General features: G+C 66.4%; 19 protein-coding genes. 10 read left to right on the top strand and 9 right to left on the bottom strand.

Annotation, left to right across the window (positions count from 1 at the left end; all coding sequences use genetic code 11):
• Positions 1 to 9 precede the first annotated feature (9 nt).
• From U5768_RS26200 to U5768_RS26185, 4 genes are all read left to right on the top strand, one after another.
• Positions 10 to 1,182: a VWA domain-containing protein gene (locus U5768_RS26200; RefSeq protein ID WP_322033290.1), complete on the top strand. Its 1,173-nt coding sequence runs from the start codon at positions 10 to 12 to the stop codon at positions 1,180 to 1,182.
• A gap of 113 nt (positions 1,183 to 1,295) precedes the next feature.
• Entirely contained in the window at positions 1,296 to 2,519 is a 1,224-nt protein-coding gene (locus tag U5768_RS26195; RefSeq protein ID WP_322033289.1) for a benzoate/H(+) symporter BenE family transporter, read from the top strand.
• A gap of 285 nt (positions 2,520 to 2,804) precedes the next feature.
• On the top strand, positions 2,805 to 3,764 hold the full coding sequence (gene tal, locus U5768_RS26190) for a transaldolase (RefSeq protein ID WP_322033288.1): 960 nt from the start codon (positions 2,805 to 2,807) through the stop codon (positions 3,762 to 3,764).
• 269 nt (positions 3,765 to 4,033) lie between these two features.
• Positions 4,034 to 4,459, top strand: a complete 426-nt coding sequence (locus U5768_RS26185) for a VOC family protein (RefSeq protein ID WP_322033287.1) — start codon at positions 4,034 to 4,036, stop codon at positions 4,457 to 4,459.
• Between the two features lie 30 nt (positions 4,460 to 4,489).
• Here U5768_RS26185 and U5768_RS26180 read toward each other — a convergent pair whose 3' ends face one another.
• From U5768_RS26180 to U5768_RS26140, 9 genes are all read right to left on the bottom strand, one after another.
• Entirely contained in the window at positions 4,490 to 5,683 is a 1,194-nt protein-coding gene (locus U5768_RS26180) for an FUSC family protein (RefSeq protein ID WP_415913974.1), read from the bottom strand.
• Between the two features lie 124 nt (positions 5,684 to 5,807).
• Positions 5,808 to 7,358 (bottom strand): monocarboxylate uptake permease MctP, encoded by a 1,551-nt coding sequence (gene mctP / locus U5768_RS26175; RefSeq protein WP_322033286.1) that lies wholly within the window; start codon positions 7,356 to 7,358, stop codon positions 5,808 to 5,810.
• Positions 7,355 to 7,591, bottom strand: a complete 237-nt coding sequence (locus U5768_RS26170) for a DUF3311 domain-containing protein (protein ID WP_322033285.1) — start codon at positions 7,589 to 7,591, stop codon at positions 7,355 to 7,357. Before U5768_RS26170 ends, mctP begins: the two co-directional genes overlap by 4 nt.
• A 302-nt stretch (positions 7,592 to 7,893) precedes the next feature.
• Complete coding sequence (locus tag U5768_RS26165; RefSeq protein ID WP_322033284.1) at positions 7,894 to 8,829, bottom strand: spermidine synthase; 936 nt, start codon at positions 8,827 to 8,829, stop codon at positions 7,894 to 7,896.
• A 105-nt stretch (positions 8,830 to 8,934) separates the two neighbouring features.
• Positions 8,935 to 9,468, bottom strand: a complete 534-nt coding sequence (locus U5768_RS26160; RefSeq protein ID WP_322033283.1) for an energy transducer TonB — start codon at positions 9,466 to 9,468, stop codon at positions 8,935 to 8,937.
• A gap of 55 nt (positions 9,469 to 9,523) precedes the next feature.
• Positions 9,524 to 10,084 (bottom strand): DNA-deoxyinosine glycosylase, encoded by a 561-nt coding sequence (locus tag U5768_RS26155; RefSeq protein ID WP_322033282.1) that lies wholly within the window; start codon positions 10,082 to 10,084, stop codon positions 9,524 to 9,526.
• 19 nt (positions 10,085 to 10,103) lie between these two features.
• Complete coding sequence (locus tag U5768_RS26150; protein WP_322033281.1) at positions 10,104 to 10,760, bottom strand: chorismate--pyruvate lyase family protein; 657 nt, start codon at positions 10,758 to 10,760, stop codon at positions 10,104 to 10,106.
• Between the two features lie 115 nt (positions 10,761 to 10,875).
• Positions 10,876 to 12,789 (bottom strand): molecular chaperone HtpG, encoded by a 1,914-nt coding sequence (gene htpG, locus U5768_RS26145; protein WP_322033280.1) that lies wholly within the window; start codon positions 12,787 to 12,789, stop codon positions 10,876 to 10,878.
• A gap of 150 nt (positions 12,790 to 12,939) precedes the next feature.
• Complete coding sequence (locus tag U5768_RS26140) at positions 12,940 to 14,445, bottom strand: PLP-dependent aminotransferase family protein (protein WP_322033279.1); 1,506 nt, start codon at positions 14,443 to 14,445, stop codon at positions 12,940 to 12,942.
• A 191-nt stretch (positions 14,446 to 14,636) separates the two neighbouring features.
• Between U5768_RS26140 and U5768_RS26135 the strand changes: the two genes are divergently transcribed.
• The 6 genes from U5768_RS26135 to U5768_RS26110 all read left to right on the top strand — a co-directional run bounded on the left by U5768_RS26135 (position 14,637) and on the right by U5768_RS26110 (position 21,887).
• Positions 14,637 to 15,338 carry a VOC family protein gene (locus tag U5768_RS26135; RefSeq protein ID WP_322033278.1) on the top strand — a complete coding sequence of 234 codons (702 nt, stop codon included), beginning with the start codon at positions 14,637 to 14,639 and terminating at the stop codon, positions 15,336 to 15,338.
• 22 nt (positions 15,339 to 15,360) lie between these two features.
• The gene (locus U5768_RS26130) at positions 15,361 to 16,266 is read left to right on the top strand and encodes a DMT family transporter (protein WP_322033277.1); all 906 of its coding nucleotides are present in this window, start codon (positions 15,361 to 15,363) and stop codon (positions 16,264 to 16,266) included.
• 170 nt (positions 16,267 to 16,436) lie between these two features.
• Positions 16,437 to 17,636 carry a PLP-dependent aminotransferase family protein gene (locus tag U5768_RS26125; RefSeq protein WP_322033276.1) on the top strand — a complete coding sequence of 400 codons (1,200 nt, stop codon included), beginning with the start codon at positions 16,437 to 16,439 and terminating at the stop codon, positions 17,634 to 17,636.
• Positions 17,637 to 17,697: 61 nt separating this feature from the next.
• Positions 17,698 to 18,162 (top strand): RidA family protein, encoded by a 465-nt coding sequence (locus U5768_RS26120; protein WP_322033275.1) that lies wholly within the window; start codon positions 17,698 to 17,700, stop codon positions 18,160 to 18,162.
• A gap of 145 nt (positions 18,163 to 18,307) precedes the next feature.
• Positions 18,308 to 19,186, top strand: a complete 879-nt coding sequence (locus tag U5768_RS26115) for a PhzF family phenazine biosynthesis protein (protein ID WP_322033274.1) — start codon at positions 18,308 to 18,310, stop codon at positions 19,184 to 19,186.
• 328 nt (positions 19,187 to 19,514) lie between these two features.
• Positions 19,515 to 21,887 carry an EAL domain-containing protein gene (locus tag U5768_RS26110; protein ID WP_322033273.1) on the top strand — a complete coding sequence of 791 codons (2,373 nt, stop codon included), beginning with the start codon at positions 19,515 to 19,517 and terminating at the stop codon, positions 21,885 to 21,887.
• Positions 21,888 to 21,962: the final 75 nt, after the last annotated feature.

The following is a 21,962-nucleotide window of genomic DNA, read 5'->3' as shown; positions in this document are numbered from 1 at the left end:
AGACACCGCATGCTGATCGACTTCTTCTACACGCTGCGCGACGCGAAGCTGCCGGTTTCCGTGAAGGAGTACCTCACGCTCGTCGAAGCGCTCAAGGAGCGCGTGATCGCGCCCTCGCTCGACGACTTCTACTACCTCGCGCGCATGACGCTCGTGAAAGACGAGCAGTATTTCGACCGCTTCGATCAGGCGTTCGGCGCGTATTTCCGCGGCATCGAGAAGAAGTCCGAGCTTGCCTTCGAGATTCCCGAAGACTGGCTCAAGAAGCGCCTCGCGCGCGACTTCACGCCGGAACAGCGCGCGCAGATCGAAGCGATGGGCGGCCTCGACAAGCTCATGGAGCGCCTGAAGGAACTCTTCGAGGAGCAGAAGGAGCGCCACGAAGGCGGCAGCAAGTGGATCGGCACGGGCGGCACGTCGCCCTTCGGCCACGGCGGCTACAACCCCGAGGGCATCCGCATTGGCGGTGAAGGCGGCCAGCGCAGCGCCGTGAAAGTGTGGGACGCGCGCGCGTATCGCGACTACGACGACCAGGTCGAAATCGGCACGCGCAACATCAAGGTCGCGCTGCGGCGGCTGCGCCGCTTCGCGCGCGAAGGCGCCGCCGAAGAACTCGATCTGAACGACACCATCCGCAGCACGGCCGCGAACGCGGGCTGGCTCGACCTCAAGATGGTGCCGGAGCGCCACAACAACGTGAAAGTGCTGATGCTGCTCGACGTGGGCGGCTCGATGGACGATCACATCAAGCGAACGGAAGAGCTGTTCTCGGCGGCCAAGGCCGAGTTCAAGCATCTGGAGTTCTACTACTTCCACAACTGCGTGTACGACTATCTGTGGAAGAACAACCGCCGCCGTCACGCCGAGCGCACGCCCACGTGGGACCTGCTGCACAAGTTCACGCCCGACTACAAGCTCATTTTCGTCGGCGACGCGACCATGAGCCCCTATGAAGTGCTCCAGCCCGGCGGCTCGGTCGAGTACAACAACCCGGAAGCGGGCGCCGTATGGCTGCGCCGTCTCGCCGACCAGTTCCCGCATTTCGCCTGGCTCAATCCCGAGCCCGAGCGACTATGGGAATACCGCCAGTCGGTGTCCGTCATCCGCGAGATTCTTGGCCACCGCATGTATCCGCTCACCGTCGCCGGGCTCGAAACGGCCATGCGCGTGCTGAGCAAATAGGCGCCAGCCGCTCCCGCCCTGTTCCGCTTTTCGAGGCGGCGCATACCTGAAAGCGTCTTCAGGCCGCGCCGCCCGAACCCGTCATAAATACGCAAAATCTGGAGACCATCCGCATGACCGCCCCTTCCCCTGACTTGCCCGCGGCTTTCAGGCCAGGACCGCTGCGGCCCTTCGCCGACACCTCGGTCGCCACGATCGTGGCCGGCTTCGTCGCGATGATGACCGGCTACACCAGCTCGCTCGTGCTGATGTTCCAGGCGGGCCAGGCCGCGCATCTTTCCGACGCGCAGATTTCCTCGTGGATCTGGGCGCTTTCCATCGGCATGGCCTTGACGACCATCGGCCTGTCGCTGTGGTTTCGCGCGCCTATCGTGGTCGCGTGGTCCACGCCGGGCGCGGCGCTCCTCGTCAGTTCGCTGCCTCACGTGCCCTACGCCGAGGCGATCGGCGCGTATATCGTGTGCGCCGTGCTGCTGACGGCCGTGGGCCTTACCGGCTGGTTCGACACGCTCATGAAGCGCATTCCCGCGGGCATCGCGGCGGCGCTGCTCGCGGGAATCCTGTTCGAGATCGGCATCGAGATCTTCCACGCCGCGCAGGTGCAAACGCCGCTCGTGCTCACGATGTTCTTCGGCTACCTGATCGTGAAGCGCTTCGTGCCGCGCTATGCGATCGTCGCGACGCTCGCGATCGGCATCGCCGCCGCCGCCGCACTCGGGCTGCTCGACTTCAGCCACTTCCGTGTAGCGGTGGCGAGGCCGGTGTTCACGATGCCGGCGTTCTCGCTCACGGCCGTGGTGAGCATCGGCATTCCGCTTTTCGTCGTGGCGATGGCCTCGCAGAACGTGCCCGGCATCGCCGTGCTGCGCGCCGACGGTTACGACCACACGGCCGCGCCCTCCGCGCCGCTCATCGCCACCACTGGCATCGCCTCGCTCGTGCTCGCGCCGTTCGGCTCGCACGGCGTGAATCTCGCGGCCATCACCGCGGCGATCTGCACCGGCCCGCACGCCCACGAAGACCGCACGAAACGCTATATGGCAGCCGTGTGGTGCGGCATCTTCTATCTGATCGCCGGCACCTTCGGCGCGACCATTGCGGCGCTGTTCGCGTCGTTCCCGCAGGCGCTCGTGGTGTCGATCGCGGCGCTCGCGCTGTTCGGCTCGATCATGAGCGGCCTTACCAACGCCATGCAGAACCCCAGGGAGCGCGAAGCGGCGCTCATCACCTTCATGGTGACGGCGTCCGGGCTCACGCTGCTTTCCATCGGCGCGGCGTTCTGGGGGCTCGTGGCAGGCGTCCTCACCCAGTTCGTGTTGAATGCGCGGCGCGCTTGATGGTGCGCGGCGCCGCTGGCACGCTGCGTGCGGCGCGTTTGGGATGCGCCAGACCCGCGCGAAACGCAACGCCAGGCGTTTCCGCCATAAAATAACGAAGCAAGCCGCGCCCGAACGGGCGGCAAAATGCGCCACGCCGGGCTTCTTGCGCCATCCGCGCGAGAAAACCCCGGCGGCGCAGCGCCTTTTTCGCGTTCCGCCCGGCGCGCCCTGGGTTCACGCCCGAAGCGCACCGGCCGTTCAACTCTCACCGCTGCAGGCGCGCACGCGCCCATAAGGCCTGACATGACTACCGCACTCGACCAGCTCAAGCAGTACACCACCGTCGTCGCCGATACGGGCGACTTCCAGCAATTCGTGCAGTACAAGCCGCAGGACGCGACGACCAATCCGTCGCTGATCCTCAAGGCGGTCCAGAAAGCGGAGTACCGCCCGCTGCTCGAAAAAACCGTGCGCGATCACGCGAGCGAATCGCTCGAGTCGATCATCGACCATCTGCTGATCGCGTTCGGCACCGAAATTCTCAAGATCATTCCGGGGCGCGTCTCGACCGAGGTGGACGCCCGCTTCTCCTTCGACACGAAAAAGTCGATCGACAAGGCGCACCACATCATCGATCTGTACAAACAGGCGGGCATCGGGCGCGAGCGCGTGCTGATCAAGCTCGCCTCCACCTGGGAGGGCATCCGCGCCGCCGAAGTGCTGCAGAAGGAGGGCATCCACTGCAACATGACGCTGCTGTTCTCGCTCGCGCAGGCCGCCGCGTGTGCCGAAGCGGGCGCGCAACTGATCTCGCCGTTCGTCGGCCGCATCTACGACTGGTACAAGAAGGCCAAGGGCGCCGACTGGGACGAAGCGAAGGACGGCGGCGCGAACGACCCGGGCGTGCAGTCGGTGCGCAAGATCTACGCGTACTACAAGAAGTTCGGCCACAAGACCGAGGTGATGGGCGCGAGCTTCCGCAACACGAGCCAGATCGTCGAACTGGCCGGCTGCGACCTGCTCACCATCAGCCCGGACCTGCTGCAAAAGCTCCACGACAGCGACGAGAAGATCGAGCGCAAGCTGTCGCCGGACGCGTTCAAGGACGCGAAAATCGAGCGCGTGGCCGTGGACGAGCCGTCGTTCCGCTTCCAGCTCAACGAAGACGCCATGGCGACCGAGAAGCTCGCGGAAGGCATCCGCGCGTTTGCCGCCGACGCCATCAAGCTGGAAAAGCTGATCGAGGAACTGCGCGCGAAGTAACGCGCCGAGGCGGCGTCCGCCACCGGGCGCCCGCCTGAGCAGAAGCACCAGCGGGGCCGCACACGAACCGTGTGCGGCCCCGCCTTTGCATGCCGCCCTGCAACGTCCGTTCCGGTCTGCGCTCTCGCAAACCCTGACGACACATGACTCGGTAACGCCCTGGCGCACGCCTAGAATCAGGGCAGCGGCGCATCCCGCCGCACGATCCGGCCCCGTGCGTGGCCTCGCGACACTGGCCGGCCAACGTCCCGTCCGCAAGGAAACCTACGATGCAAATCCAGCCCTATCTCTTTTACCCCGGCAATTGCGACGAAGCGATCGCGTTCTATGTCGAAGCGCTCGGCGCGAAGGAAGTCATGAAGATGCGCTTCAAGGAAGCGCCGCCGGACCCCGCCCGCCCCATGCCGCCCGAAATGGCCGAAAAGGTCATGCACGCGACGCTCCAGATCGGCGATGCGCAGATCATGGTGTCCGACGGCGGCTGCATGACGCAGAACGACAAGTTCCTCGGCTTCAGCGTCTCGCTGACCGGGTCGGACATCGCCACGGCCGAACGCTATTTCAACGCCCTCGCCAAGGGCGGCACGGTCACGATGCCGTTCGAGAAGACCTTCTGGTCGCCCGGCTTCGGCATGCTGACCGACAGGTTCGGCGTGCCGTGGATGGTCTCGGCGCCGCACGAGCAAGCCGCCTGAGGGAACACCTGAGGGGCACCGAGGGAACCGTCACGCCCTGCGGTGCGTCGCGGCGCGCTCGATGTTCCAGTGCGGTTCAGTGGCGAGGAGGAGCGCGCGCAGGCGCTCCACCTGCTCCTCCACGCGCAGGCTGAGCCAGTACGGTCCCTGCATCTGCGGCTCGGGGCAGCCCTGCGGCGTCGCCGCCATCTGTTCGTAGACGCTCGCGCCCTCCCTCCCGCCCTCCCGCTCACCAACCGGGCGCAGCGCCTGCTGCGCCGCCTCGGGATGCCGCCCGCCGCCAAAACGCAGCGCCCGCGCCGCGGCCAGGAGCGCCCGGCGCACGGTCTCGCTGCGCTGGGCGAACGCCACGCGCACGAGCGCCTGCTCGTAGCTTCCCGTACCCGTACAGAGCATCTCCAGCGCGCTCAGAAGCGAGCGATGCAGGCGCTGCACCTGCTCGAGCTGCGCGAGCGGCAAGTCGATCTCCTTGGCGACCGACGGCATCAACGCGCGCAGTTGCACGAGCCGCGCGTTCAGGCGCATGAAGGTCTGCGCCTGCTCGTCGGCATCGACGTGCACGCCGCTCGCCACCTGCGCATACACGCGTGCGCATTCGCGCAGATTGTCGGCGAGGCTGTAGCGCCACGAATACGTGGCGTGCAGCGGCAAAGCAAACGAAAACACCAGCGCAATGACGATGCCGAGAATCACATTGAGCGTGCGCCAGAGGCCCGTATCGATGAGGTTGTCGCCGTGCCCCGCGACGATGCACATGGTGATGGCGGCAAGCAGCGCGACGTAGCCCGGCTTGCCGATGGCGTAGTACCCGCACACGGCGGCCACGAGCGACATCAGCACGTAGGTGAGCGGCACGGAGCCGGTGATGGCCTGCACGACGATGAGCGTGAGCCCGATCGCGGCGCCGAGCAGCGTGCCGAGCGCGCGCTCGGCGGCCTTCTTGCGGATGTTGCCCTGGTGCTGCAGCCCGCCGATCACGACGAGCAGCGTGACCGACGCCCAGATGCCGTGCGGAATATCGATGCCGGAAGTCGCGAGAATCGAGGCGAGCATCGCGAGGCCCACGCGCACGCTGTGTATCACCCGGGCGTTGCGGTAGCGATAGTACGGCGAGGTCAGCGCGCGCCACATGCGCGCCACGCGCGAGCGGCGGCGCGGCGCGCGCGGGCGCGGCTCGCCGGTACGCGCGGCGCGGGAACGGGATTCGGTTTCGGATGAGGCCATGGCGCGGGCTGCCCGTGAGCCGGAACAGCAGCCATCGTGCACCAGAAAAACAGATGCCCGCAACTGGGCGTTGCGGGCATCGGGTGCGGCTCATGCCCGGCGTCGCGCGCCGGGCATGGGGACATCAGCCTTCGACGACGTCGAGATAGTCTTCGGGACGCGTACGGTCCGCGCCCTTTTGCATGCCGACCACGTGCACGAGCGCCGACACGACGACCGCGACCACGAGGTTCACGATCAGCGACCACACGGCGGCGTAGCCCGGAATCGCCATGCCGAACAGGTGGATCGTAAAGATCGAGCCCTTCAGTTGCAGCGAGATCGCCATCCACGTACCGGTGGCGATGCCGACCGCCCAGCCGATCAGCAGACCGCGATAGTCGAGCATGCGCGTGTAGAGGCCGAGCACGATGGCGGGCAGCGTCTGGATGATCCAGATCCCGCCGAGCAGTTGAAGCTGGATCGCGTACGTGAGCGGCAGGCCCAGAATGAACGCCACCGCGCCGACCTTCACGATCAGCGAGACCAGCTTGGCGATGTTGGTCTCCTGCTCGTGATTCATGTTGCGGTTGATGAACTCCTTATGGATGTTGCGCGTGTACAGGTTGGCCGCCGCAATCGACATGATCGCCGCCGGAACCAGCGCGCCGATCCCGATGGCCGCGAACGCCACGCCCACGAACCACGACGGGAAGAAGTGCAGGAACAGCGCCGGCACCGCGAAGTTCGGACCGAAGGCCTTGAAGTACGGCACGAACTCCGGCATGTCCTTCACGCCCGCGGCGAGCGCCATGAAGCCGAGCAGCGCGAGCAGACCGAGCACCAGCGAGTACGCGGGCAGCATCGCCATGTTGCGGCGGATGGTGTTGCCCGACGACGACGACAGAATCGCCGTGACCGAGTGCGGGTACAGGAACAGCGCGAGCGCCGAACCCACCGCGAGCGTCGCGTAAGCGCTATAGCCGTTCAAACTCGTGGCGTCCGGCGACTTGAGCAGCAGCTTGGCCGGCGGCACCGCGCTGAAGATATGGCCGAAGCCGCCCATCTGCGCGGGAATCACGATGATCGCGACGATGATCGTGATGTAGATGAGGATGTCCTTCACCACCGCGATCATGGCAGGCGCGCGCAGACCCGACGTGTACGTGTACGCGGCGAGAATGGCGAACGCGATAATGAGCGGCAGGTCGCCGACGAAGCCCGTCGTGTTGAAGCCGAGCGCGCCGATCACCACTTCGATACCCACCAGTTGCAGCGCGATATACGGCATGGTCGCGACGATGCCCGTCACGGCGATGGCGAGCGCGAGCATGCGGCTGCCATAGCGCGCGCTCACGAAGTCGGCCGAAGTGACGTACTGGTGGCGCTTCGCGACGGCCCAGAGCTTCGGGAACACGACGAACGCGAACGGATAGATCAGGATCGTGTACGGCAGCGCGAAGAAACCCGTTGCGCCCGCACCGAACACGAGCGCCGGCACGGCGACGAAGGTGTACGCGGTGTACAGGTCGCCGCCGAGCAGGAACCAGGTGACGATCGTTCCGAAGCGACGGCCGCCGAGGCCCCACTCTTCGAGATGCGCGAGGTCGCCCTTGCGCCAGTGCGCGGCGACGAAGCCGAGAACCGTTACGCCGAGGAAGAACAGAATGAAGACAATGGTTGCTGTAACGTTCATTGCGCGCCCCCTGCATCGCCCTTGCTGCGGGTCTTCGTCTTGAAGTAGACGAGCGCGGTAATGACAGCGCTGATCAGCACCCAGAGAAGCTGATACCAGTAGAAAAACGGAAAATCCCACAAAGTGGGTTCGACTTTGTTGTATGACGGCACCCAGATCATCGCGATCCAGGGCAGCAGCAAAAGCCACAGCCAGTGCTTGCTTGATTTTCCGGCGTCGGCGTCGTGAGCCATGACGTCTCCTCGTTGCTTATGTAGTTATGCGGCCTTGCTTTGTGCGCGGTCCGCCGCCGGCGTGAGACGGCGGATGGCCCGGCGGACGGATAGTCCGCAAGGTCCCCGAAAGCGCTGAAAAGAGTATCGAGGCCACGCCGCACGGTCAAGCAGGGCGGACCCCAATTCCGAGGACGTTGTCAAGAGCCAACGACTTGCGCCACATCCAGAAAACTGTTCGGAAATACGGTAAGGAGGCGTAAAAAAACCGGCCAGGAGGCCGGTTCGCTGTGCCGCAACGGCGTTGCCGCCGTTCACGCGGATCAGATCGAGAACGTCGCGCCGTTCTGGCCGCTCGATTCGCGCAGCGCCTTCACCCACTGGTGCGCCGGCAGCCCGAGCTTGCTTTCGAGCAGGCGCGCGCGCTTTTCGAGCGCCTCGTAGGTGACTTCGAGCGCCGGACCCGAGAATGCGAGCGCCACGCGATTGCCCTCGTGTACTTCGGGCAGCGCGATCACGCGAGCGTCGAAGGCTTCGTTCAGGCGCTTCATGTTGCGCACGAAGCTCGGGTGGTCGCCGAACAGGTTGATCGTCGCGACGCCGGCGTCGGTCAGACATGCGCGCACGGCGCGGTAGAACGCCACGCTGTCGAGCACGGGGCCGCGCGCGGTCGCGTCGTACACGTCGATCTGCAGCGCGCCGATGGTGCCGTGATTGGCGCGGTCCTGCACGAAGTCCCACGCGTCGAGTTCGCGCACGGTCAGGCGCGCGTCGTCGTAGGGCAGTTCGAACATCGTGCGCGCGGCCACCACGACCGCCGGATTCAGCTCGATCGCCTCAACCTTCGCGGGACGCAGGTAACGGTGCGCGAACTTGGTGAGCGCGGCAGCGCCCAGACCCAGTTGCACGATGCGCTCCGGCGTGGCGAGGAAAAGCAGCCAGGCCATCATCTGTTGCGCGTATTCGAGTTCGATGTGCAGCGGCTTCGAAAGACGCATCGCACCTTGCACCCACTCGGTGCCGAAGTGCAGATAGCGCACGCCGCTCTCTTCCGAGAACGTGACCGGCGCGAAACGCGGCTTGCGCGGCGCTTCGATGACGGGGGCGTTGTCGAGGTCGCCGGCCTCGGCGCGGCGCGCACGCTTCGTGACCTTCGCGGGCTTGCCTGCGGTTTCGTTTGCGTCTTCGTTCGACATCGCGTTGCCGGATTGCTTGAATGCGCGGGCCTCCGCGGAGGCGCGCTTGATGAGAGTCGTCATGGAGAAAATCGCTTGCTGTGGGGTCGCGGACGCAGGTGCATCCGTTCGGGCGAACGAGAGCATAGCACCCGCGGCGCTTCAGGCCTGGCTTCGGGCATGATTGGGTCAGTGGCTATTGCCCGCACTGCCCTCGCGGCCGTTGGCGCCGTTGATTCCTGGCTGCCCCGGCTGCAATGCCAGCGGATTGACTCGCACGGGATGAAAACGCATGTCGATACGCGCGACGTGCAGCGAAGCGGGTACGGGTGGCAGCGGCGCTGCGGCGCCGATCGCGCGCTCGACGGCCTCGTCGTAGTCATCGTTGCCGCTCGAATGCAGCAGCTTCACGGAGACGATGGAGCCGTCCGCCGCGGCGCGGATCGACACGATCGCTTCCGTCTCCACCGGCACTTTCTTTGGATTGGCGAACATGTTGCCGCCCAGCTTGCAGCTCACGTAACGCTTCCATTGCGACGAACTCAAGGTCGCTTCCGAGGGCGGCGCGAAACCCGGCGTCGCGACAGCGGCGAGGCAGCGGTTCATGACCGTTTGCGGCGACGGGCGCACGTGCGGACCGGCCTGCAATACGTCGTCGGACGCGCAGGCGCTCAGTACGAGCGCGAGGGGAAACGCAATCAGGGGCAGGCGCTTCTTGTTCATTATGGTCTCGTGTCCCGGCGGTACGGGCGCGCACCTCGGCGTGCGCGGGACCATGCTAGCGCAGCCAGGTTGCAGCGCGCTTACGCCTGTGTGCGCCAGGGCTCATACGCGCGTCGGGGTCGCCCGCGAATGCGTGCAAGGCGCGCCACTGCACGAGCTTCGCCGCGAAGTTCATCGACGCATAAGCGGGACTGCTGGATGGAAGCCGCACAATCGTCAGCGGGCGCGCATGCACGCCGAGAATGCGCTCGCCGATGCGCGCCGCCGTGCCGCCGTTGAACGCGATCGCTTCGAGCGCGGGCAGGCGCTCGACGAGCGCGACGAGATCGTTGCCCTCGTGATCGCGGATATCGCCATCGAGACTGCCCTCGCGGCGCGCCTGAGCCACGACGTCCCAGAGGCCCACACGATGCTTAAGCAGCGTTTGCAGCCGCGCTTCGTACTCCATGACAACGAGATCCTCGCCGATCACCTCGCCCACCAGATGCCAGAACTTGTTCTGCTTGTGCGCGTAATACTGCTGATGCGCGAGCGACGCTTCGCCCGGCAGGCTGCCGAGGATAAGCACGCGCGTACGCGCATCGACGACGGGATCGAAGCAGCGCTTGAAGGTCATGGCAATGCGTGGAGCCAGTTCAACGCGGCGCCTGATGCGCGCGCGAGGCGGTGTGATCGAGCGGGCCGCGTTCGCGTCCGAGATGCACGCCGGCTTCCTGAGTCAGCGGACCGCTCGCGAGACGCGACCACAGCGCGGGCAGCATGCATTCGGTCACGAGCAGCGGCGCGCCGGCGCGCTCGAACACCGAGCGGCGCGCAACGAACGCATGCGGCGCGTGCTCAGGTTCGTTCGTGATTTCGCGCGCCGCGAGCGCATGAAGCGGATGCCGGGCGTTCACGCGCCGGCTCACGAGCGCGGAGCGCGCCACGCCGCTGTCGCTATAGAGCAGTTCCGCGAGCGGCCGCGTGCGCAAGCGCCGCATGGCCTGCCACACGCCTTGACTCGCGGCGAGCGGCGTCACGCTGTGCGCGGCGACGAACGGCACGCCGTCGACTTCGAGCACGATCTCGCGCACCCACGCGCGCTCGCGCGGCGCGAGACCGAGCGCGGCGCATTCGTCGGGCCACGGCATATCGACGGCTTCGCGCGTCACGCGCACGACGACGCGTCCGAGCGCGCGCAGATGCGCCGTGAGCGAACCGCCGCGCGTGAGCCAGTCCTTCTGGCCGGCGCTCAAGGCAGGCAGGGGCGTGACGCGCCAGTGCGCGTTAGCGGCATCGAATCGGAGAGACATGGCGCGCATTATAGGCCGCGAGGATTTCGGTTCGCTGCGAGCGGGGCGGGCAAAAGAAAACCCCTTGCAGCAAGTAGCCGCAAGGGGTTTCGATCATGCCACCGCGCGTGAAGCTTTAGCCGGCGCGCCCCATCAGCAACGCATTCGTGCGCTTCACAAAACTCGCTGGATCTTCGAGCGCGCCGCCTTCCGCCAGCAACGCCTGATCGAACAGCAGATTGCACCAGTCGCCAAAGTCCGCGCTATCGGTGCGCAACGCCTTCACGAGCGGATGCTCCGGGTTCACCTCGAGGATCGGCTGCATCGACGGCGCCTGCTGCCCCGCCGCCTTCAGCATGCGTTGCAGATAACCGCTCATGTCGCCTTCGTCGGCCACGAGGCACGAGGGCGAATCGGTCAGGCGGAACGTGAGGCGCACGTCCTTGGCCTTGTCCTTGAGCGCGTCCTTCATGTGCTCGACGAGCGGCTTGAGTTCCTCGCTCACCTTCTCCTGTTGCTGCTTTTCCTCGTCGTTGAGCGCGCCGAGGTCGAGGTCGCCGCGCGCCACGCTAGCAAGCGGCTTGCCGTCGAACTCGTTGAGGAACGACAGCATCCACTCGTCCACGCGGTCCGTGAGCAGCAGCACTTCCACGCCCTTCTTGCGGAACACTTCGAGGTGCGGGCTGTTCTTCGCGGCCTGCCACGTGTCGGCGGTGACGTAGTAGATCTTCGTCTGCTCGGGCTTCATGCGCGCAACGTAATCGGCGAGCGAAACGGTCTGCTCGTTCGTGTCGTTGTGCGTCGATGCAAAGCGCGCGAGCTTCGCCACGCGCTCGCGATTGGCGTGATCCTCGCCTATGCCTTCCTTGAGCACCTGGCCGAACTCGGTCCAGAACGTCGTGTACTTCGCCTTGTCTTCTTCCTTCGCTTCGGCGTCGGTTTGCGCCGAGGCCATCTCTTCAAGCATCGAGAGCACGCGCTTGGTCACGCCGTCGCGAATCGCCTTCACGTCGCGGCTTTCCTGGAGGATTTCGCGCGAAACGTTGAGCGGCAGATCGCTCGAATCGACCACGCCCTTCACGAAGCGCAGATAGTTCGGCAGCAGTTGCTCGGCGTCGTCCATGATGAACACGCGCTTCACGTACAGCTTCAGGCCGCTCTTGTGATCGCGGTTCCACAGATCGAACGGCGCATGCGCCGGCACGTACAGCAGTTGGGTGTATTCGCTGCGGCCTTCCACCCGGTTATGCGTCCACGCGAGCGGATTCTGGTGGTCGTGCGCGAGATGCTGATAGAACTGCTGATACTGCTCGTCGCTGATCTCGCTCTTCGAACGCGTCCACAGCGCGCTCGCCTGGTTGATGGTCTCGAACTCGTCCTTCGTGACCATCTCGCTCTTTTCGGCGTCCCATTCTTCCTTCTTCATCTCGATGGGCAGGCCGACGTGATCCGAATACTTCTGGATGATCGACTTGATCTTCCATGCGGAAAGCAGTTCGTCCTCGCCTTCGCGCAGATGCAGCGTGATCGTCGTGCCGCGTTGCGCGCGCTCGATCGTCTCGACGGCGAATTCGCCCTCGCCCGCGCTCGTCCAGCGCACGCCCTCGGCGGCCGAAAGGCCCGCGCGGCGGCTTTCCACGGTGATCTTGTCCGCGACGATGAAGCCCGAATAGAAGCCCACGCCGAACTGGCCGATCAGCGCCGCGTCCTTCTGCTGGTCGCCCGAGAGCTTGCCGAAGAATTCCTTCGTGCCCGAGCGCGCGATCGTGCCGAGGTTCGACACGGCTTCGTCATGGCTCATGCCGATGCCGTTGTCCTCGATCGTGATGGTGCGCGCTTGCTTGTCGAAGCCCACGCGAATGCGCAGGTTCGGATCGTTTTCGTAGAGCGCGCTATTCGCGATCGCCTCGAAGCGCAGCTTGTCCGCCGCATCCGATGCGTTCGAGATCAGCTCGCGCAGGAAGATTTCCTTGTTGCTGTACAGCGAATGGATCATCAGGTGCAGAAGCTGTTTCACTTCCGCCTGGAAGCTCATGGTTTCTTGTGCCATGGTCGAGGGTCCTCTTTCGTTGCAGTTCTAGTCAGACAAATGTGTGGCCGCGAATTCCCGGCGGAATTCCGCGCAACATCGCATCGCGGCGCGCCGTTCGCCCACTTGGGGACAGACGGCGCCGGTTTCAAGAGCCGCCGGGTTGCGAATTCATGCTTGCGCGCTCCCGCCGCGCCTGGCCACACCTTCGAGATACTCGGCAAGAAACGCGGGGAGCGCCGGATCGCCGCAGTTGGCGACGTTAAAGCGCATCCAGGTGGTAGGCGACTGGTGCGGCGAGAAAAGGCTCCCCGGCGCGAGCAGGAAACCCGCTTCGTGGCCCGCCGCAGTAAGCCCGTCCGCGTCCACGCCCGTGTCCGCCCACAGGAACATGCCCGCGCCCGGCGCCGCGAAAAGACGCAGGCCGGCGCGCTCCAGCATGCGCGCGGCCTTGTCGCGCACGCCGTCCAGACGCCCGCGCAGGCGCTCCACGTGGCGCCGGTAGTGTCCTTCCGTGAGCACGCGGTACAGCACGCGTTCGTTCAGCTCGGGACTCGTCATGCCGACGAGCATTTTCTGGTCCGCCACGGCCTGGGTGACGTCGAGCGCGCTCGCGATGTAGCCCACGCGCAGGTTCGGGGCGAGCGTCTTCGAGAAACTGCCGAGGTAGATCACGCGGCGAAGCTGGTCGAGGCTCGCCAGGCGCGTGGCCGAATAGCCCGCCGGGCAAAGGTCGCCGTAGATGTCGTCCTCGACGACGATGAAATCGTACTGCTCGGCCAGCCTCAGAATGCGGAACGCCTGCGCGGCCGTGAGCGACGTGCCGGTGGGGTTTTGCAGCACCGAGTTGATGACGAGCATCCTCGGGCGCCAGGTCTGAACCAGCGCTTCGAGCGCGTCGAGGTCGGGCCCATCGGGCGTGTACGGCATGCCCATGAGCCGCGCGCCCTGCGAAGCGAAGCGCCCGAACATCTGGAACCACGCGGGGTCGCCGACGATCACCGTGTCGCCGGGCTGCACGTAGAGGCGCGCAAGCAGGTCGATCGCCTGGGTAATGCCCGAAACCAGCACGATCTGGTCGGGCGTCGCGCCGATCTCGAGTTCCGCCATGCGCGTCTGGAGTTGCTGGCGCAGCGGCAGGAAGCCTTGCGGCGAGCCGAAGCCCAGTAGTTGCGTGCCGCTCTGGCGGCCGAGCGAGCGCATCGCGCCGGTCAGCAGTTCGCCGTCGAGCCAGCGCGCGGGCAAGTAGCCGAGACCCGGCCCTTTTTCGGGCCGCGTGGACGTGTGAAGCATGTTGCGTAGCAGCCAGACCACGTCGATCGTGGACGGCGCGGGTGCGGCGGCCGTCATGGCGCCTTCTGCGCGCGCCGGCGCGCCCGCCGTACCTGGCGAGCGTTCGCCGCCCGCCACGAGCGCCAGCCGCTCGCGCACGTAGAAACCCGAGCCCCGCCGCGAATCGAGGTAGCCCTGCGCGACCAGCCGCTCGTACGCCTCGACCACTGTGAAGCGCGACACGCCCTTGTCGAGCGCGAGCTTGCGGATGGACGGCATACGCATGCCGGGGCGAAACACCCGCTCCTCGATGCGGCGGCGGCCCCACTGCACGAGCTGGTCGACGAGCGTGAGCGTGCCCGCGTCGTGCGGCGCGGGGATCTGGTCTAGCGGTACGGAGGACATGCGGGACTCCCTGAACTCGAACTGTACAGAGCACTATCGGGCCGATTGTACCGTTACTGTCCGCCACCATACCGGTACATTTGATCGCATGCGTACCGGTAAGGATTCGGTAATGGCGTCGGCACACTGCCTGCGCGTAGGCTCCGCCGCTTTCCTTCCGGCCCCGAGATCACTTCTCGTCCCGTCCTCACATGAACGCTTCGCCGCTTCGTCTCGATCACCTCGTCGTTGCCGCGCGCACGCTGGAAGAAGGCGTGCAGTACGTGAGCGACGCGCTCGGTGTCGCGCCCACGGGCGGCGGCGCGCATCCGCTCATGCGCACGCACAACCGGCTGCTCGGGTTGTGGGGCGGCGCGTATCTGGAAGTCATCGCCGCCGACCCGGCCGCAAAGACCGGCGCGCACGCTCGCGCGCGCCTTTTCGCGCTAGACGATCCCGCGATGCAGGCGCGCCTGGAACAGGGCCCGTACCTCTCGCATTGGGTCGCGCGCGTCGATCCGCCGAAAAACCTCGCGCGCTGGCGCGAACAGTATCCGCAGCGTATTGCCGAACTCGTGCCCATGACGCGCGGCGACGGGGTTGCGCAACTGGGCTGGCAGCTCACCGTCCCGCGGGACGGCGCGTTCCCGGGCTGGCAGGGTGCGGGCGACGGCATCCTGCCCTCGCTGATCCAGTGGGACACCGCGCGCCACCCGTCGCAGATGCTGGCCGATAGCGGCATCGCGCTTTCGTCGCTCACGGGTTTCCATCCACAGGCGCAGCTTGTTCGCGAGCAGCTTCAGTGGCTCGGCGCGGCGCATCTGATCGCCGTGGAGGAAGCCCTCTCGCCCGCGCTCGTCGCGCAGTTCGAAACCCCGTCCGGTCCGCGCACGCTCGGCGCGCCGGCACGCTGATCCGTCGAGCGCAAAGTCCCGCATGAAAGCACGCGAAACCCAAGGCATGCTGCTCGGCCTCGTCGGCGTCATGATCTTCAGCCTGACGCTGCCGATGACGCGCATCGTCGTCGCCGAATTCCACCCGCTCCTGAACGGTCTCGGCCGCGCGCTCGCCGCCGCCGTGCCGGCGGCGCTGCTGCTCGCCATCCGTCGCGAAAAACGGCCCACGTGGCCGCAGGTCAAGAGCCTCGCCGTGGTGTCGCTTGGCGTGATCGTCGCGTTTCCGGTGTTTTCCGCCTTCGCGATGAAGACCGTGCCGGCCTCGCACGGCGCCATCGTCAATGGCTTGCAGCCGCTCGCCGTGGCGATTTACGCCGCGTGGCTCTCGCACGAGCGGCCCTCGAAGGCGTTCTGGGCCAGCGCGCTCGTCGGCAGCGCGCTCGTGGTCGCGTTCGCGCTTCAGGCGGGCGGCGGCTCGCTGCACGCGGGCGACGCGTGGATGCTGATCGCCGTGGGCATCGGCGCGCTCGGTTACGCCGAAGGCGCGCGCCTCGCACGCCAACTCGGCGGCTGGCAGGTGATCTGCTGGGCGCTCGTGCTCTCGGCGCCGTTCCTCGCGCTGCCGGTGGGCTGGCTCGCGTGGGCGCACCACGTGGCGCATCCGGGCCCCGTCGCGCTCAAAACCTGGCTCGCCTTCGGCTACGTCACGCTGTTTTCGCAGTTCATCGGCTTCTTCGCGTGGTACGCAGGGCTCGCCATGGGCGGCACGGCGCGCGTGGGCCAGGTGCAACTGCTGCAGATATTCTTCACGATGGCGTTCTCGGCGCTCTTTTTCGGCGAACAGGTCGCGCCCTCGGCCTGGCTCTACGCGGCCGCCGTGATCGCCACCGTGGTGCTGGGCCGGCGTGCGGCGATCCGCACGGCCCCGGCGCCAGTGCGCGCATGAACCGCGCATGAGCCGCGCATGAGCCGCGCATGAGCCGCGTATGAACCGCGCATGAACCCGTTTCGCGTCATAATCGAAGGTTTTCGGCGGCATCCGGCGGCGCACGATCGCGCCCCATGCCGCCCCTGAATTCCCCGAATCCGTTATTCGCCCCACCTCAAGGAGACCCCATGGACCAGAGCGATATCAAGGCCGCGCCCGCGTGGCAACTGTCCGAGCGTGCAATCAAGCTGACCAGCTCGGCGATTCGCGAGATCCTGAAGGTCACCGAGCGCCCCGAAGTCATTTCGTTCGCGGGCGGCCTGCCCGCGCCGGCCAGCTTCCCGGCCGAGGAAATGCGCGCCGCCGCCGACCGCATCCTGCGCGACGATCCCTCGGGCGCCCTCCAGTACAGCGCGACCGAAGGCTATATGCCGCTGCGCGAATGGATCGCCGCGCGCCACTCGGTGGGCGGCGTGAAAGTGCGTCCCTCGCAGGTGCTCATCACCACGGGTTCGCAGCAGGCGCTCGACCTGATCGGCAAGGTGCTGGTCTCGCCCGGGAGCCCCGTGCTCGTGGAAACGCCCACCTACCTCGGCGCGCTGCAATCGTTCTCGCTGTATGAGCCGAACTACGTGCAGGTGCCGACCGACGAGAAGGGCCTCGTGCCCGAAGGCCTCACGCCGGAACTGACCGCGGGCGCCCGCCTGCTCTACGCGATCCCGAACTTCCAGAACCCCACGGGCCGCCGCCTGCCGCTCGAGCGCCGCCAGGCGCTCGCGGAATTCGCGAAGCACTCGCCCTTCCCCGTGATCGAAGACGACCCCTACGGCGCGCTCCTCTACGCGGGCGAGCCGCTGCCCACCGTGCATTCGCTCGCGCCCGAGCATGTCGTGCATCTGGGCTCGTTCTCGAAGATCCTCGCGCCGGGACTGCGCGTGGGCTACATCATTGCGCCCGAAGACCTGCACTTCAAACTCGTGCAGGCCAAACAGGCCACCGACCTGCACACGCCGAGCTTCACGCAGCGCATCGTCTACGAGGTGGTCAAGGACGGCTTCCTCGACACGCACATCCCGAAGGTGCGCGCGCTCTACCGCGACCAGTGCGAGGCAATGCTCGACTCGCTCAAGCGCAACATGCCCGAAGGCGTGAGCTGGAACCGTCCCGAAGGCGGCATGTTCGTGTGGGTGACGCTGCCCGCGAACATCGACAGCATGAAGCTGCTGGCCGAATCCGTTGCGCAGAACGTGGCCTTCGTGCCCGGCGCGCCGTTCTTCGCCGACGAGCCGCAACACAACAAGCTGCGGCTCTCGTTCGTCACGGTGCCGCCCGCGAAGATCGAAGAAGGCGTCGCGAAGCTGGCGGCGCTGATCCGCGCGCACGCCTGACGCCTGTCGCGCATGGCGGCTGACTGTTTTCGACTCAACACACGAACGAGGAAATCTGATCATGGCTGACATCAACGTCTACGACCGCCTGGAACAACTCGGCATCACGCTGCCCCAGGCGGGCGCGCCCGCCGCGGCCTACGTGATGAGCGCCCAAAGCGGCAACACGGTGTACCTGTCGGGTCACATCGCGAAGAAGGACGGCAAGGTGTGGGGCGGCAAGCTCGGCGAATCGCTCACGACCGAGGAAGGCAAGGCCGCCGCGCGCTCGATCGCGATCGACCTGCTCGCGACGCTGCACACCCACACGGGCGACCTCAACAAGGTCAAGCGCGTGGTCAAGCTCATGAGCCTCGTGAACTCGACGCTCACCTTCACCGAGCAGCACATTGTCACGAACGGCGCTTCGGAACTGATCGCCGACGTGTTCGGCGAGAAGGGCAAGCACGCGCGCTCGGCGTTCGGCGTCGCGCAGATTCCGCTTGGCGCGTGCGTCGAGATCGAGCTGATCGCCGAAGTCGAGTAAAGAAGCAACAAGCAAAGCAACGAGCTTTGGCAACGTGCGCGGGCCTGCATCAAGGTCCGCGCACTTTCATGCGGTTTTCCGTTGCGCGCTCGCGCGACCTGGCGCATCCTCTCGCGCCCTCTCTCCTCTTTCCGATCGTCCCGCCATGACCCAGCACAGCGTTCGCTTCAAACAGGTCGACGTCTTCACGTCGGTACCCTTCAAGGGCAACCCGCTCGCCGTGGTGTTCGACGCCGATGGCTTGAGCGGCGACGAGATGCAGGCCATCGCGCGCTGGACGAACCTCTCGGAAACCAGCTTTTTGCTCGCCCCCACCGACGCGCGCGCCGACTATCGCGTGCGCATCTTCACGACCAAGGGCGAGTTGCCCTTCGCGGGTCACCCGACGCTCGGCACGGCGCACGCGTTTCTCGAAAGCGGCCGCGCGCCGAAAACGCCCGGCCGCCTCGTGCAGGAATGCGGCGCGGGTTTCATCGATCTGGCCGCGGGCGAGAACGGCGCATGGGCCTTCGCCGCGCCGCCCGCGCGCTTCACGCCGCTCGCCGGCGCGCAACTCGATGCCTTGCGCGCCGCGCTGCGCTCGGAGGCCATCGACTTCACGGCGACGCCCTGCGGCGTCGACAACGGCGCGCCCTGGCTCGTCGTGCGTCTCGCGTCGGCGCAGGCGGTGCTCGCGCTCGACATCGACCATGCGGCAATCGTTGCGGTTGCCGCGAGCGTCGGCGCCCATGGCGTGGCCGCCTACGGCGCGCATGAGGCCGATGGCCCCGCGACCTTCGAAGTACGCTGTCTCATGACGGGCCTCGGCAAAGGCGAAGACCCGGTGACGGGCAGCGCGAACGCCGCCATCGCCATGCTGCTCGAACAGCAGAATCGCCGGCCCGGCACCCGCTATACGGTGCGCCAGGGCACGGCGCTCGGGCGCGACGGGCGCGTGCACGTCCACTATGACGATGCGGCGAAAAAGATCTGGATTGGCGGCCATTCGGTGACGGTCGTCGACGGGACCTGCCGCATCGCCTGAGCGGCTGCAGCGCCGCTTCTCCTGCAGGGCGTCATGCATGGCGCATGGGCCGCCATGCGCCGCGTCGCATCTATGCACCGCACATGGGCATCGCGCGCGTGTCGAGGGAACCCTCGCGTATACCCGGGGGACCATCGCTTCCTTAATCATTCCCCAACCAGTAATATCGAAACATCGGACGCACGACGCGTCCGGCGTTCATTGCCCGCGCGCAATGCGCGTCTTCCCCCAGCCATCCGTTATTCATGCCGCCGACTCAACCGAGCGCATTGTTGCCGTTCTGGCCGCCGCATCCGCGGTGCGCGCTCACGCGCCTACGGCGGCCGCGATGAGCGCCACACGGGGTCCGTTTTCGCGCGATTCGAGCCTGCGCAACGCGCCCGGCCCCACGTACACGCGTCCGCGCGCGCTGCTCGCCATTCCGCTGCTGGGCGTGCTGGTGCTCGTGCTGCTGTGGGCGGTCATCTTCACGCGCCTGTCGGTCGAGAAGGAAGCGACCATGCGCGAAGCCACGGCCTCGGCGGCCATACTCTCGGCGGCGCTCGAACAGCACACCGTCAAGGCCATCCACCAGGTCGACCAGATCACGCGTTTCGTGAAGTACGAATTCGAGAAGTCGCCGGGCCAATTCGATCTCGCGAGCACGGTCGAGAAGGGTGTGGTGCAGAGCGACTCGCTCGTGCAGGTGTCGATCATCGACGAGCACGGCACGCTCATCGCCAACACGGCCGACCCGAATCCCAAGCCCATCGATCTCTCGGACCGCGAGCACTTCAAGGTGCACGAACACGAGAACGACGACCAGCTCTATATCAGCAAGCCGGTGCTCGGCCGCGTGTCCGGCCACTGGACCCTGCAGATGACGCGCCGCCTCAATCACCCGGACGGCTCGTTCGCGGGCGTGGTGGTGGTATCGGAAGATCCGAGCTACTTCACGAGCGACTTCTACAACAACGCGGCGATCGGCCGTGACGGCGTGATCGCCGTGATTTCGGACAACGGCTCCGTGCTCGCGCGCCGCACGGGCAGCGCCGAGCGCGCGGACGGCACGTTCTCCGCAAGCGGCGTGTATCCCATTTCCGAGCACGTGTCGGGCACCTACGTCGATCCCATCGATCACGTCACGCGCATCGTCTCGTATCGCCATATCGACGGCTATCCGCTCGCCGTGCTCGTCGGTCTCTCGCAAGCCGAAGAGTTCGCCGACTACAACCACACGCGCGACGTCTACCTGATGATGGCGACGTTCATCTCGCTCGCCATGCTGTCGTTCTTCGCGGTCGCCACCGGGTTGATCGGCAAGCTGCTCGGGCGCGAGCGCGAGATGTCGCAACTCGTGCAGTACGACCTGCTCACGGGCCTGCCCAACCGCTACGCCACGCTGCAGCGGCTGCGCCACGAAGTCTCGCAGCCGGGCAATCTCGGGCGCCTCGCGATCCTCTTCATCGACCTCGACAACTTCAAGACCGTCAACGACACGCTCGGCCACAACGCCGGCGACATCGTGCTGCAGATGAGCGCCGCGCGCCTCGCCGACGCCGTGGGCGGCGCCGGCACGCTCGCGCGCATCGGCGGCGACGAGTTCGTGGTGATCGTAAAGGGCGACGACATCGAAAAGCGCGCCATCGCGCTCGCCGAAGCGACCAACGCCGCGTTCACGCATCCGTTCGACGTGCGCGGCAGCGCCTTCGTGCTGCATGCGAGCACCGGCATCGCGCTCTTCGCGGTCGCGCACGAAAGCGAAATCGATCTGCTCAAGAAGGCCGACCTCGCGATGTACGCCGCGAAGGAAGCCGGTCGCAACTGCTTCCGCTTTTATTCGCCGCAGCTCGCCCATCGCGCCGACCACCTGATGAAGTGGGAGCAGCAACTGCGCGTGGCGCTCGCCGAGGACCAGCTCTTTCTCGCCTACCAGCCGAAGATCGATCTGCGCCGGCGCTGCATCACCGGTTTCGAGGCGCTCGTGCGCTGGAACCATCCGCAATACGGGCTCATTCCGGCGGGCGAATTCATTCCGGTGGCCGAATCCACGGGCCTCATCGTGCCCGTGGGCGACTTCGTGATCCGCACCGCGTGCGCGCAGCTCGCGCAGTGGCAGCAGCAAGGATACGAGTCGCTCACGCTCGCCATCAACATCTCGGCGGTGCAGTTCTGGCGCGGCGATCTCTACGAAACCGTGTCGCACGCCATCGAGGAAACCGGCATCGCCGCGCACCGGCTCGAACTCGAGATCACCGAAACCGCGATGATGGAGTACCCGGAACTCGTCTCGGAGAAGATCTTCGCGTTGAAGCGCCTGGGCGTGCGCGTCGCGCTCGACGACTTCGGCACCGGCTATTCGTCGCTCTCGTATCTGAACCGCTTCGCTGTCGACACGCTCAAGGTCGACCGCTCGTTCGTGCAGGCCATTCCCGCCGACCGCAGCGTGTGCGTGATGGTCTCGGCGATCGTCAATCTCGCGCGCTCGCTCGGACTCACAGTGGTCGTGGAAGGCACCGAAACCGAGGAGCAGATCGCGTGGCTTTCCGCGCTCGGGCCGATCGAGGCGCAGGGCTTCCTGTTCTCGCGCCCCGTGCCCGTGGAAGGCGTGGCCGCGCTGATCGAGCGCTTCGGCGTATGCAGCGCGACGCAGCCCGGCACGCAAGCCGCGCACGAAGAGCGCCGCAACGAGCGCCTGAGCGACGCACCGCAATCGCGCTGACGTTGGCCACTGACATTGGCCCTTGCGCAGGTACTTCCGCGCGCGGCGTGCCTTCGCGCACAGACGCACCCGCGC

The organism is Paraburkholderia sp. J76, from assembly GCF_905220295.1.
GTDB lineage: Bacteria > Pseudomonadota > Gammaproteobacteria > Burkholderiales > Burkholderiaceae > Paraburkholderia.
Note: the sequence above shows the minus strand (reverse complement) of the source record. Positions and strands in the feature narration are given on the sequence as shown.

What these genes read in the sequence shown, in the direction of transcription:
- U5768_RS26200 (WP_322033290.1), top strand. Translation starts at nt 10, where the DNA reads ATGCTGATCGACTTCTTCTACACGCTGCGCGACGCGAAGCTGCCGGTT.
- U5768_RS26195 (WP_322033289.1), top strand. Translation starts at nt 1,296, where the DNA reads ATGACCGCCCCTTCCCCTGACTTGCCCGCGGCTTTCAGGCCAGGACCG.
- tal (WP_322033288.1), top strand. Translation starts at nt 2,805, where the DNA reads ATGACTACCGCACTCGACCAGCTCAAGCAGTACACCACCGTCGTCGCC.
- U5768_RS26185 (WP_322033287.1), top strand. Translation starts at nt 4,034, where the DNA reads ATGCAAATCCAGCCCTATCTCTTTTACCCCGGCAATTGCGACGAAGCG.
- U5768_RS26180 (WP_415913974.1), bottom strand. Translation starts at nt 5,683, where the DNA reads ATGGCCTCATCCGAAACCGAATCCCGTTCCCGCGCCGCGCGTACCGGC.
- mctP (WP_322033286.1), bottom strand. Translation starts at nt 7,358, where the DNA reads ATGAACGTTACAGCAACCATTGTCTTCATTCTGTTCTTCCTCGGCGTA.
- U5768_RS26170 (WP_322033285.1), bottom strand. Translation starts at nt 7,591, where the DNA reads ATGGCTCACGACGCCGACGCCGGAAAATCAAGCAAGCACTGGCTGTGG.
- U5768_RS26165 (WP_322033284.1), bottom strand. Translation starts at nt 8,829, where the DNA reads ATGACGACTCTCATCAAGCGCGCCTCCGCGGAGGCCCGCGCATTCAAG.
- U5768_RS26160 (WP_322033283.1), bottom strand. Translation starts at nt 9,468, where the DNA reads ATGAACAAGAAGCGCCTGCCCCTGATTGCGTTTCCCCTCGCGCTCGTA.
- U5768_RS26155 (WP_322033282.1), bottom strand. Translation starts at nt 10,084, where the DNA reads ATGACCTTCAAGCGCTGCTTCGATCCCGTCGTCGATGCGCGTACGCGC.
- U5768_RS26150 (WP_322033281.1), bottom strand. Translation starts at nt 10,760, where the DNA reads ATGTCTCTCCGATTCGATGCCGCTAACGCGCACTGGCGCGTCACGCCC.
- htpG (WP_322033280.1), bottom strand. Translation starts at nt 12,789, where the DNA reads ATGGCACAAGAAACCATGAGCTTCCAGGCGGAAGTGAAACAGCTTCTG.
- U5768_RS26140 (WP_322033279.1), bottom strand. Translation starts at nt 14,445, where the DNA reads ATGTCCTCCGTACCGCTAGACCAGATCCCCGCGCCGCACGACGCGGGC.
- U5768_RS26135 (WP_322033278.1), top strand. Translation starts at nt 14,637, where the DNA reads ATGAACGCTTCGCCGCTTCGTCTCGATCACCTCGTCGTTGCCGCGCGC.
- U5768_RS26130 (WP_322033277.1), top strand. Translation starts at nt 15,361, where the DNA reads ATGAAAGCACGCGAAACCCAAGGCATGCTGCTCGGCCTCGTCGGCGTC.
- U5768_RS26125 (WP_322033276.1), top strand. Translation starts at nt 16,437, where the DNA reads ATGGACCAGAGCGATATCAAGGCCGCGCCCGCGTGGCAACTGTCCGAG.
- U5768_RS26120 (WP_322033275.1), top strand. Translation starts at nt 17,698, where the DNA reads ATGGCTGACATCAACGTCTACGACCGCCTGGAACAACTCGGCATCACG.
- U5768_RS26115 (WP_322033274.1), top strand. Translation starts at nt 18,308, where the DNA reads ATGACCCAGCACAGCGTTCGCTTCAAACAGGTCGACGTCTTCACGTCG.
- U5768_RS26110 (WP_322033273.1), top strand. Translation starts at nt 19,515, where the DNA reads ATGAGCGCCACACGGGGTCCGTTTTCGCGCGATTCGAGCCTGCGCAAC.